Source organism: Desulfoluna spongiiphila, assembly GCF_900101345.1.
GTDB classification, from domain to species: Bacteria; Desulfobacterota; Desulfobacteria; order Desulfobacterales; family Desulfolunaceae; genus Desulfoluna; species Desulfoluna spongiiphila.
Window position 1 is genome coordinate 186696 of sequence record NZ_FMUX01000003.1, and the last position, 12708, is coordinate 199403.

The window sequence follows — 12708 nt, forward strand, 5'->3', positions numbered from 1 at the left end:
TGTCTCCTGTCCCCTATTCCCTATTCCCTATTCCGGCCTTGATCATCGTTTGGGCCGCGACCTGCAAAGAACCGATTCGCAGGGTGCACTCCGTGCACCAAGATCAAAGCCCGTCATGCCCCGAGCGGCTCGGTAAAATGGAAATCTTGGGTGCCCCGGACACGGTGCACAGAGTGCACCCTACGGGCCGTCGGCCTTTTGGGACGGTGTCACCAATAGCACCCTGGTGGCCGAAACGATGACGAAGGCCACTATTCCCTGTTTTCGCCCCCTCCCAAGATTTTATAAAATCCTTTCAAATTCCTGTTTTAACCCTCCCTGATTTGGTGTATAGAAAGCTGCCCGTCCATGGAACATGTTCCGTTTTCCAAGGACGGGACCTTTTGCCCGGCATGCCGACACCAAAACCCCTTCAGGGGCCGTGATGACGGCGTGTGCATGCGAATTATTTTGAATCAAGGAAGCAAGCCCCGTGGACCTCTCTTTATTCATCAACGACGCCCTGAAGATCTTTTTCATCTTCACCCCCTTTTTCGTCCTCTCCGCCTTTATTTCCATGACCCAGGAGATGGAAGAGAGAGAAAAAAAATGCCTGGCCGTGCGCGTCACCTTCGGCATCATCGTCATCTCTTTCTGCGTCTTTCTCTTCGGAAAATACCTCTTCGCACTTTTCGGCATTACCTTGGATGCCTTCCGCATCGGGGCGGGCAGCATCCTGTTTCTCTCGGGGGTCTCCATGGTGGGGGGAAGCTCCAACATCAAGAGCGCAGGGGAAGGCAACGACATCGCCATCGTGCCTTTGGCACTGCCCATCACCGTGGGCCCCGGGGGCATCGGGGTCCTGCTCCTCTTCGGCGCCGAAGCCACCACCCTCCCGGCCAAGCTGGAGATCGGGGCGGCCATCCTCACGGCCTCAAGCTTCGTGGGTGCCATGCTCTTCTTCGCCCCCCTGGTGGTGAAAGCCGTGGGCAAGCAGGGTGTCGTCATCCTCTCCAAGGTCACGGGCCTCATGATCTCAGCCATCTCCGCCCAGATCATCTTCACCGGCATCCGAAACTTTCTGCTGCTTTAATAAAAGGCCTCCGGCGGGCAGGGGATAAAGCCCCTGCACCCCAGCTTCGCGAATGCTCCCACCCCTCGTTCCTCGGGCTGATCACATTCGCTGACGGGCTTTGTTCGGAATAACTCCGGCGGCGAAGACGTTCTTCCTTTTCCTTTCAACCGCACCTCCTTCTATCCCCTATGACCTATGACCTGCCTCCTTCCCCTTGCAAGCATCCGACAAAATGGGCAGGATAGAAGTCATGACGGCCTCAACAGAAAAACCAGACAACCCAACGGACCGCCGATGATCCCTTTACGAGACACCCTCACCTCCCGGACCCTGCCGGTGGTGAATACCACCCTTATCGCCATCAACCTCCTGGTCTTCCTGCAGACCCTGTCGCAGCCGGCCCATTTCTACCAGCTCTACGGACTGGTGCCGGCACGGTACACCTCCCTTGCCGCCTGGAACTATTTCGGTGCGGTCAGCCAGCTCACGGCCCTGGTCTCTTTCATGTTTCTCCACGGGGGCTGGATGCACCTTATCGGCAACATGCTCAGTCTCTACATCTTCGGGGACAACGTAGAAGACCGCCTGGGCCATGTGCGCTACCTGCTCTTCTACCTCGGAGGGGGAATGGTCTCCGGACTCTCCCACCTGCTGCTCAATCCCGGCTCCACGGTCCCCACCATCGGGGCCAGCGGCGCCGTGGCCGCCGTCATGGGTGCCTATTTTCTCCTCTATCCCCGGGCGAAGGTCCTGACTCTGGTGCCCCTGTTTTTCATCCCCCTCTTTTTTGAAATCCCGGCCTTTGTCTTTCTCGGCCTCTGGTTTCTCATGCAGTTTCTCAACGCCACCGGTGCCAGCATGAGCCCCATTGCCTGGTGGGCCCACATCGGGGGGTTCCTCTTCGGCATGGGCTTTATCTTGGCCACCGGCGCACGCAGGGCACCTGTCACTCCTCCGCGCTTCCAGGCCCTGCGCTCCCGAACCCCGCGCCTCCAGATCATCCATGTCCGTGTGGACAAAGGGGGCTTTAACCTCTCCGGGCGCCTTGCCATCACAGATAAAGAGGCACGCCGGGGGGCCGTCAAGCGGGTCAACGTCTTTCGCTTCGGAAAAGGCCGCCTTATCAAGGTCACCGTCCCCCCGGGGATCCAGCCAGGCAAAAGGCTTCGGCTCAAAGGCCTGGGGCTCCCCCACCCCAGCGGCCCCCGGGGCGATCTTTACCTCACCATCGCCGTTGGCTGACCGCCTCCCTTCCCCCCTAGTCATGTCATGACACCTGCATGCCCAGGCCCCCGCACCCCTTTGTGTTGACATTCCGGAGCAATGTTCTTAGTATCATTTCTTCCACGTTGTTTCCTAATGCAGCAATGCTTCTCGCAAAGCAACTTTGTTCATGCGCATCACCATCGTATGACGACAGATCTTTTTCAGGATGTATTGCCCGGCTGCCACCATCATTTATTTAGCGGTGTACCCACCCGAAAAAGCCCTGTCGTCAGGACATTGTAACAACAAGGGGGGATAGGGTTATGACAATCAACACAACGTACCATGATGACACCTCCGCCTGTGTGGAGGAGGTGATCCGCACCGTCGGCAACGAGATTATCTTCGGTATGCCGCTGGCCCTGGGAAAGCCTGCGCTCTTTGCCAACGAACTCTACCGGCACGCCAAGAGAAACCCGGACATCAAGCTCACCATCCTCACCGCCCTGGCCCTGGAAAAACCCGAAGGGGCCAGCGACCTCGAAAAACGACTTTTAGGCCCCCTGGTGGACCGCATCTTCGGCGGGTGCCCGGAGTTTGACTACATGAAGGACTTCCGGGCCGGAACCATGCCCGGCAACATCCAGCTCTACGAATTCTTCAACAAGGCAGGGGGGTACATGGGCAGCCCCGAAGCCCAGCAGAACCACCTCAACTCCAACTACACCCATGTCATCCGGGACGGCATCGAATTCGGCATCAACGTCTACGGCCAGATGCTCGCCGTTCGAAACGGCAACGGCTCAGGCCCCCTTTACTCCATGGGCTGCAACACCGACATCAGCCTGGAGTGCATCGCGGCCCTGAAAAAACAGCGGGCCGAAGGAAAAAAGGTTGCCGTCATCGGAGAAGTGAACGAAAACCTCCCCTTTATGTACGGAGACGCTGTGGTCCCGGCCTCGGACTACGACTTCATCCTGCAAAGCGACAAGACCTGTTACGAGCTCTTCGGTCCCCCAAAGGAATCGGTCTCCGATGTGGATCACCTCATCGGTCTCCACGTAAGCACCCTGGTCAAGGACGGTGGCACCATCCAGGTGGGCATCGGCTCTTTGGGAGACGCCATCGTCTCCGGCCTTCAGCTCCGCCACACCGACAACGCCGGATACAACGCCATCATCGAAAAAGCCGGAATCAAGGCCACCTATGGAGAGCTCATCCACAAGGTGGGGGGCACCGATCCCTTTGCCGAGGGGCTCTACGGCTCCTCGGAGATGTTTGTGGATGCCTTTATGGAGCTTTACAAAAGCGGGATACTCAAGCGGAAAGTCTTTGAAAACGTGCCCCTCATGGAGCTGATCAACGAAAAACGCCTCAACTGCGAGGCCCTTCCTGAGAATCTATTCGATCTTCTCATCGAAAAGGAGGCGGTACAGGAAAAACTCAGGGAAAAGGATGTCCGATTCCTCACCGCCTTCGGCCTTGTCAAAGAGGGCGTGACGTGGAAAGACGGCAAGCTCTGCCACGGGGACACCGCCTACGAACCAGACCTGTCCGTGCCGGAAAACCGTCAGGCCATCAAAGCGATCCGCGGCGAAAAGCTCAATGGAGGCAGCGTGATTCTGGGGGCCTTTTTCATCGGGCCCCGCAGCTTCTATAAGGCCCTGAACACCATGGGCGAAGAGGAGAGAAAACTCTTCGGCATGTCCGGGGTGGACAAAGTGAACCAGCTCTACGGAGGCGAAAAACTCCGCGCCCTTCAGAGGAAAGACGGACGGTTCATCAACACCGCCATGATGATCAGCATCTTCGGCTCGGTTGTCTCAGACGCCCTGGACGACGGACGGGTGGTGAGCGGCATCGGGGGGCAGTACAATTTCGTCTCCATGGCCCACGCCCTTCCCGACGGCCGCCTCATCATGATGGTCCGGAGTACCCGCGGCAGCGCCGAGAACCCACAGTCCAACATCGTGTTCAACTACGGCCACTGCTCCGTGCCCAAGCACCTCAGGGACATCGTGGTCACCGAATACGGCATCGCCGACGTCCGGGGCCTGCCCGACAAGGATGTGATCTTAGAGCTCATCAAGATCGCCGACTCCCGCTTCCAGGACGACCTCCTGGCCCGGGCCAAGAAGGCCGGCAAGGTGCCGGCCCACTACGCCATCCCCGAAGCCTATCGCCACAACACCCCGGACAAAGTGTCGGCCTTCCTGGATCCTTACAAAAAAGAGGGGCTCTTTGAGGTCTTCCCCTTCGGCACCGACTTCACCGACGAGGAAGTGGCCCTCGGCGGGGCCCTGAGGGCCTTCAAGGCAAAGGCCACCAAAAGCAAAATAGGTGTTGCCGTGTCCCTGGCCGGAGAGTTCTTCCGGTCCGTCCCCGATGACGCCGGGCCCTACCTGAGCCGCATGGGGCTGAACGCCCCGTCGGAGTTCAAAGAAAAGCTCCTCCAGAAGGTGGTCATCTCCGCCCTGAAATCCAGTGGACGGGTCTCAGCATAGAGCCCCAGAAATCCATCGCCGGGGCAACCGCCCCCCGGCGATGCACGGTGTTATGCAGCGAACGCTCTTACAGCCCCATGCAGAAGTCCTTTGGGGGTGAGTCTATGTCTGAGGGCCCTGGCCGCAGACCACATCATTATCCAGGCCAGGGCGCTGCCGTTCAAGCATCGGAACTCCGCGTATTTACCTGTTGCGATTCGCCACAATATGCCGCATACTCCAAGGATTAGAGCAGGATACCCATGCCTGCTGCCCCCGGATGTCCCGATGCACATGATGACACGCACCGCTTCACCCCCGAACCCCAAAGACATCACGTTGCTCATCCCCCGCAGCATACGGGAACCCAACCGACCGGATCACTCTTTGTGTCTCAGACCATCACTCCTTGACGAGCAGCCGCGCGGTACCCCATGCCTTCACCCGGAGCCGCTGCCCCGCACGAGGGAAGCCATGAGCGTTCGGAAAAAACCCCGACGGACCCCTTATGTCAAACCGACACGCAAGCGTGAGAAAAAGCCCGTTGTCACCCCCGCACAGCTTTGCATCGTGGCCATCCTCACCACCGTCCTTTTTGCCGGGGGGGCCATTTTCCTCAAGGTCACCAGCACCTCCGCCTTCAACATCTCCACCCATCACGACCTGCAACTCTTTGCGGACTTTCAGAAATTCCACTTCACCATGAACGGCATCTGCATCGGAGAGCAGGGGGAGTCCATACGAAACGACGGGCTGCCGTCCACCATCGACATGCCAAACTACACCCTCTCCAAAGGGGTTTCCATCACCATCGTTGCCGGTTCTCCCGAGGACCCGTACAATGAGAGCAACCCGTTCACCTTGCAGGCCAAGCACAAAGGCGCGGACACGGTGTATGAGTACAGTTTTGCAACCGATAAAATCATAGAAAGGTAGGGCCGTCATGCCACAGGATCATGAGCGCAAGCTGAAAAACTACGTCATCAATCGATCCCTGCAGCTCCGACTGATCTTTGTCAGCCTGGGGTACATGGCCATCATCCTTGCCGTTACCCTGGCCTTTACCCTGCTGCCCGTTCTCCACACCATGTTCGACGCCGCAGACCCCAATGCACAATACGAATCGGCCCAGACCTTTCTCCTGCTGGCCCAGCGCCTCGTACCCGCCGTGCTGGTCCTCTTCCTCTTTTTTTTCGCCCACCTGGTCATCATGACCCACCGCATCTGCGGCCCCCTGGTCAATTTCACCCACACCTTCGAGTCCATGGCCGACGGCGATCTATCGCGGCGTATCCAGCTTCGGCAGAAGGACTACCTTCAAGACGAGGCCGACATGATCAACGAGGTACTGGACAACCTGAAAGACCACATGGCGGCCCTTCAGGCTGAGAACCATGCCCTTGCAGAGAGCCTGGAAAAGGCCACCCACAACCCCGAGGCCTTAGGCGAAGCCCGCCGGCGAAACGAACGGCTCAGCGAGATGATCAGCACGTTTCACCTGTAAGGAGCCCCCGTCCAAAGCCCCCCCCCCTGCACATACCGTCTCCCAAGGTCCATCAGGGCAAACGCATTGAGCCATGAGTTGCCTCCGGCGGGTCGCTTTTTGAAAAAAGCTCCGCAAAAACGTTCCTATTGCATCGCTCACTTTGAAACAGGCGGATCGTCGACGGCCTCCCGGAATAACCGAGTACTTCGCAAGACCTGTTTATCAAACTTTTTAAAAGTTTGGCCCCCGGCAGGGCCGCCGGAGGCAAAATCCAAATGTGATCGCCCTGTGAGGCGCTGCCCTTGGCCTTGATTTTACATGGCATTGTCATTAAAGTGTCCCTGCCGAAACCGGGATGCCCACGTAAAGGGCCCGGATGATTTATCACCAGTTGAGAGCAGGAGACGCATGGAATCACAGGCGTTTAAAAAAGAGGTGGAACGGGCCCTTCGCAGCCTTGGCCGCACCATGATAAGGGACCGCCACCCCTTGCGGCGTGACTTGAAAAAACTCGAACGCACCAAAACCCCCGATGAAAAGACAACAAAAAAACTGGGGGACCTCAAGGCCCGGCTTTCAGCCTCCATGGATGAAAGGAACCGTCGCCGCCAGAACCCGCCTGCCCTCAACTACAACCAGGCTCTTCCCGTCACCGCCCGACGCGAAGAGATCGTTGAGACCATCAAAAAAAACCAGGTGGTCATCATCTCCGGGGAGACCGGCTCGGGCAAGACCACCCAGATCCCCAAATTCTGCGTGGAAGCAGGGCGCGGCACCGGCGGGCTCATCGCCGTGACCCAGCCCCGGCGTATTGCCGCCGTCTCCGTGGCCAACCGCCTGGCCGAAGAGATGGGCGAAGAGCCCGGCAACAGCGTGGGCTACAAGATCCGCTTCCACGAAACCGGGGACAAAAACGGCACCATCCGCCTCATGACCGACGGGATCCTTTTGGCCGAAGCGCAAGGGGACCCCTTCCTCTCCACCTACGACACCATCATCGTGGACGAGGCCCACGAACGCAGCCTGAACATTGACTTTATCCTGGGCATCCTCCGGACCCTGGTGAAAAAACGCCGGGACTTAAAAGTCATTGTGACGTCAGCCACCATCGACACGGAAAAGTTCTCGAAAGCCTTTTCCGGCGCCCCCATCATCGAGGTATCCGGCCGCACCTTCCCCGTGGAGGTCATCCACCAGCCCTTAGAGACCAAAGACGACAGCTACGTGGAGGCCGCCGTCAACGCCCTGGACCAGCTGGTGTGCCGGGGCCCCTACGGGGATGTCCTTATCTTCATGCCCACGGAGGCCGACATCAAAGAGGCCTGCGACATGATCGAAGGCAGGCGCCACAAGGCCATGACCGTGCTGCCCCTGTATGCCCGCCTGTCGGCCCACGATCAGAAAAAAGTCTTCCAGGGGGCCTTCGGCCGCAAGGTGATTGTCTCCACCAACGTGGCCGAGACCTCCATCACCATCCCCGGCATCAAATACGTCATCGACACCGGCGTGGCCCGGATCCCGCGCTACTCTCCGCGCACCCGCACCACCAGCCTGCCGGTCATGGAGATCTCCCGGTCCAGCGCCGACCAGCGAAAAGGGCGCTGCGGCCGTGTAGAAAACGGGGTCTGCATCCGGCTTTACGACGAAGCGTCCCTGGAAAGCCGCCCCCTGTTCACCCTGCCGGAGATCCTGCGAGCCAACCTCGCTGAGGTCATCCTGCGCATGCTCTCCCTGCGTCTGGGCCGGGTAGAGACCTTCCCCTTCGTGGACCCGCCCTCCGCCCAGAGCATCTCCGACGGCTTTCAGACCCTTCTGGAGCTCGGGGCCATCCGGGAAACCAAGGGACGGGAAGGGGAGGTGCGCCACACCCTCACCGAAACCGGCCGCATCATGGCCGCCATCCCCGTGGACCCCAAGCTCTCCCGCATCCTCATCGAGGCCTCGGCCAACGGCTGCATCGACGACGTGCTGGTCATCATCGCGGCCCTGACCATCCGGGACCCCAGGGAGCGCCCCGACGGCAAAGAGGCCCAGGCCGACCAGAAACACGCCGCGTTTAAAGACCCCTTCTCCGATTTCGTGACCCTGCTCAACATCTGGAAACGGTTCAAGGAGCACATGGGGGGCACCAATAAAATGGGCCCGATGAAGGCCTTCTGCAAGGAGAACTACGTCTCCTTTCTGCGCATGCGCGAGTGGATCGACATCCACGGCCAGCTCTCCCGCATTGCCAAGGAATTTGCCCTTGGCAAGGGAGAGACACCCCGGGAGACCCGCGACGACAACGAGAACAAAAAAACGACCTTCGGGGCCGAGTACACCGCCATCCACAAGTCCATCCTGGCCGGCTACCTCTCCAGCATCGCCACCTGCAAGGAGAAAAACCGTTACAACGCCACCAAGGGGCGCGAAGTAATGATCTTCCCCGGATCGGGCCTCTTCAACAAGGGGGGCCAGTGGATCGTGGCTTCGGAGATGGTGGAGACCTCCCGGCTCTTTGCCCGGAACGTCGCCCGCATCGACTCGGGCTGGCTCGAAGAGTTGGGGGGAGACCTCGTCAGGCGCTCCTACTCCAACCCCCGCTGGGAGAAAAAGATGGGGGCGGTGGTGGCCGACGAGCAGGTCACCCTCTTTGGGCTCATCGTGGTCTCGGACCGGAAAGTCCTTTACGGCCCCACCGACCCCGAAGAAGCCACCCGCCTTTTTATCCGCAGCGCCCTGGTGGAAGGGGACCTGGAGGTGCCGAAAGGAAACCGGCATTTTTCCTTTCTTGCCCACAACCGCTCCCTTGTGGACGACGTCCGGGAGGTGGAAGACCGCATCCGAAGGCGGGATATCCTCATCAGCGAGGAGGATCTTTTTGCCTTCTACGCCGACAAGGTGAAAAACGTCTGGGACATCCGCACCTTTTCCCGGCGCCTCAAGGAGGCCGGGGGAGACGCCCACCTCATGATGGACCCTGAAGCCATCGCCCGGTACACCCCGGAAGACGAAGAACTCGCCGCCTTTCCCAAGGGCATCACCGTGGGGGGCGGCACCTTTTCCCTCTCCTACGCCTTTGAACCGGGAAAAGAAAAAGACGGGGTCACCCTCACCGTCCCCGCCCACTCGGCCAAAGCCCTCTCCAAAGAGGCCCTGGACTGGGTGGTACCCGGCCTCATGCCCGAAAAAATCGAGGCCATGATCAAAGGCCTTCCCAAGGAGCATCGAAAACGGCTGGTTCCCGTCTCCGATACCGTCTCGATCATCACCGGGGAAATGGAGGAGCTCAACACCCTGAAGCAGGGAGCCTTCCCCACCCGCCCGCTCATCACCGCCCTGGGCTCGTTCATCGCCAAACGATTCGGGGTGCGCATCCCGCCCAACGCCTGGCAGGCAGGCGCCGTCCCCGATCACCTCAAGGTACGCATCGCCGTCACCGGAGCCAAGGGCAAGGAGCTGGCCGCGTCCCGGGACAAATCCGTGCTCCTCACCGAGGCCGCCGATGCCGTGATCCCCAAGGATGACGCCCTCCAAAAGCTGAGACGGAAATGGGAGCGCAACGGCCTTGCCGAGTGGCCCATGGACGAAATCCCCGAATCCGTCCCCGCACCCGGGGGACTTTTTGCCTACCCCGCCCTGACGGTGCGAAAAGGCTCTGTGGACCTCATCCTCCACCGCCACGACCAGGAGGCCCTGCGCCTTCACAAAAAAGGGGTGGCCGCCCTCACGGCCCTGCACCTCGCCAAGGAGGTCAGGGGTCTCTCCAAAGACTTGAAACTCACCGGGGAGGCAAAAAAGCGCGCCGCTTACTTCGGAGGAGACGCATCCCTCACCTCCGCCCTGGCCACCAAGACCACGGAGCTGCTCTTTGCCTCCGGGCTTCGAAGCAGCCATGCCTTTAAGGCCCATGTCAAGGAAGTGTCCAAAAGCCTCTACGCCACGGGGACCAAGCTCCTTACCGCGGTGGAGGCAATCCTCACCGAGTACCACGCCACCAGCAGCCTCATCTACACCGAAGAGCTCAGGCGCTCCAAGACCCCGGCAGGCCAGCTCTTAACCGGCATGATGCGAAACGAACTGGACCTTCTCGTACCCAAAAACTTCATCGACCTGTACGAGCCGAAACGCCTGATCCAGCTTGAACGCCACATCAGAGCCATCGCTCTGCGCGCCAAACGCGCCTTCGACGCCCCGGAAAAGGACCGCACCAAGGCCCGGGAGGTGGCCCCCTTCGTCAAAGCCATGAACAGCCTGGTGGCCTCCCTCAACCCGGACTCCTCCGAAGAAAAAAAAGAGGCCATCGAGGCCCTCTTCTGGTCCATCGAAGAGTTCAAGATCTCGATCTACGCCCAGGAGATCGGGACCCGGGAGAAGGTCTCGGCCAAACGGCTCACCAAATGGATCCGGGAGATCGAGGTGATGATCTGACGCAAACCGAACCACCGGTGCCCCTGTTAAATAAATAAGGCGCCAAAGCCATGCTTCCGCGCCACCCCACAAACCATCTCGGGGGCTCACCGCCCCCTGACATTATTCCCTCAAGAGAAACACCCCACTGACCGTTATATGATAAAGCATCCTTTCCGCACCCTTGCGGGAACAACCCCAACCACGCCACGCTGTGTGGCATGGTCCCGGGACGGTCGGCAACCCTATTTCATGCAAGGCAGATTCATGGCGTTCAGATATATTGTATCTTTGGCTCTTTTCATGGCCACCCTTCTTATCACACACCCGGCAGGTGCCGCAGGGGATCACATCACCCATGTGGCCAAAGGGATCTCCCTTCACAAACCCACCTGGATCATGCCCGGCACCTGGTCCAATGAGTACAACGGAGACAAAACCGAGGCGGTCTTTCAGATCAGCGTCAAAAAGCAGATCATGGACACCGGTCTCTACGTGGCCTACACCCAGAAATCCTTCTGGCAGGCTTACAACACGGACGAATCCTCCCCCTTTCGGGAAACCAACTACAACCCCGAAGTGTTCTACCGCTTTGAACCGGGCAACGACCTCTTCCGGTCCCTGGGCAGTGAAAACCTCGGCATGGACATCGGCTTCGAGCACGAATCCAACGGCCGATCCATGCCCGAGTCCCGCAGCTGGAATCGGGCCTACCTCACCCCGTACTATGCCAACAACAACCTCCTTGTGGCCTTGAAGCTCTGGTACATCACCGAGGAGAGCAAAGATGTCCCCGAAGACGGCCAAAGCGGCAGCAACAACCCGGACATCGCCGACTACATGGGCTACGGAGAACTCAGCGTGAAGTACCAGACCTACGGGGAACAGCTCTTCCACCTCATGGGCCGGTGCAACCCGGCAACGGGAAAAGGGGCCGCCAGCCTCACCTGGAGCATCCCCATCACCAACGGCGGAGCCTTCTTCATGGTCCAGGGATTCCACGGGTACGGGGACAGCCTCATCGACTACAACCGCTCCATCTCCCGCGTGGGCGCGGGCATCATGCTCTCCCGGTAAACACCCCGGCAATGGCTTCAGCGGGTCTGCGCAACGAATGGCCCACTCCGAACATTGTCCGCAACAGGTGAGACCTTTTCACACCCCCCTCTTCATGCTAACGTACGGCGCTGATATACATGCAGCGAGCTTCTCACCGGGACCTTCCGCGCGAAGGTCCCACGACACATCCGTGCTTTGAAAAGGTGATTCCCATGCGCCCACGTGCTTTTGCTCTTCTCCTGCTCCTTGCGGGGCTCGTGTTCTCAACACCCGCCCGCGCCTTCGACTACACCATCAACGACATGGCCGAGGGCATCTCCCGGCACAAGGCCACCTGGATCATGCCCGCCACCTGGTCCGATGCCTACCACAGCGAACACACCGAACTCGTCTTTCAGTTCAGCCTCAAGAAGCAGATCATGAACACCGGGTTTCACGTGGCCTACACCCAGAAGTCCTTCTGGCAGGCCTACAACGAAAATGAATCCTCCCCCTTCCGGGAGACGAACTACAACCCGGAAATCTTCTACCGGTTCCTGCCGGGCAGCGCCCTTCACCGCCTGCTGGGCAACGGGGCATTTATCAACAAGATGGGGGCCGACATCGGTTTTGAACACGAATCCAACGGCCAGGACATGCCCGACTCCCGAAGCTGGAACCGCGCCTACGTCACCCCCTTCTATGCCGACGGCAACCTCCTTGCCTGGCTGAAACTCTGGTACATCACCGAGGACAGCAAGGACGTCTCCCCCGACGGATCCAAGGGGAGCAACAACCCGGACATCGCCGATTTCATGGGGTACAGCGAGTTCAACATCAAGTACCAATTTGCATGGGAACAGCTCATCCACCTCATGGCCCGGGGCAACCTGCGGGAGGGCAAAGGGGCCGCAAGCCTCACCTGGAGCATCCCCGTCACCAACGGGGGCGTCTTCTTCATGGTCCAGGCCTTTCACGGGTACGGAGACAGCCTCATCGACTACAACCGCGAAATCACCCGAGTGGGAGCGGGCTTCATGCTCACAAGGTAA

Annotated in this window: 8 protein-coding genes; all 8 read left to right on the forward strand. The window is 59.5% G+C overall.

The genetic code is table 11. The features are described from left to right. Window positions 1-472 precede the first annotated feature (472 nt). Window positions 473-1072: a MarC family protein gene (locus tag BLQ12_RS06125; RefSeq protein ID WP_092209319.1), complete on the forward strand. Its 600-nt coding sequence runs from the start codon at window positions 473-475 to the stop codon at window positions 1070-1072. 276 nt (window positions 1073-1348) lie between these two features. Further along, window positions 1349-2296 (forward strand): rhomboid family intramembrane serine protease, encoded by a 948-nt coding sequence (locus tag BLQ12_RS06130; RefSeq protein WP_092209321.1) that lies wholly within the window; start codon window positions 1349-1351, stop codon window positions 2294-2296. Window positions 2297-2583: 287 nt separating this feature from the next. Continuing rightward, window positions 2584-4764: an acetyl-CoA hydrolase/transferase C-terminal domain-containing protein gene (locus BLQ12_RS06135; RefSeq protein WP_092209323.1), complete on the forward strand. Its 2181-nt coding sequence runs from the start codon at window positions 2584-2586 to the stop codon at window positions 4762-4764. A 453-nt stretch (window positions 4765-5217) separates the two neighbouring features. Next, complete coding sequence (locus BLQ12_RS06145; RefSeq protein WP_092209327.1) at window positions 5218-5679, forward strand: hypothetical protein; 462 nt, start codon at window positions 5218-5220, stop codon at window positions 5677-5679. Window positions 5680-5686: 7 nt separating this feature from the next. Continuing rightward, complete coding sequence (locus tag BLQ12_RS06150) at window positions 5687-6247, forward strand: methyl-accepting chemotaxis protein (protein WP_092209329.1); 561 nt, start codon at window positions 5687-5689, stop codon at window positions 6245-6247. Between the two features lie 390 nt (window positions 6248-6637). After that, window positions 6638-10639: an ATP-dependent RNA helicase HrpA gene (hrpA, locus tag BLQ12_RS06155; RefSeq protein ID WP_092209331.1), complete on the forward strand. Its 4002-nt coding sequence runs from the start codon at window positions 6638-6640 to the stop codon at window positions 10637-10639. Between the two features lie 246 nt (window positions 10640-10885). Beyond that, window positions 10886-11695: a phospholipase A gene (locus BLQ12_RS06160; protein WP_175469536.1), complete on the forward strand. Its 810-nt coding sequence runs from the start codon at window positions 10886-10888 to the stop codon at window positions 11693-11695. A gap of 194 nt (window positions 11696-11889) precedes the next feature. Then, a complete protein-coding gene (locus BLQ12_RS06165; RefSeq protein ID WP_175469537.1) occupies window positions 11890-12708 on the forward strand; it encodes a phospholipase A in 819 nt (272 codons plus the stop codon).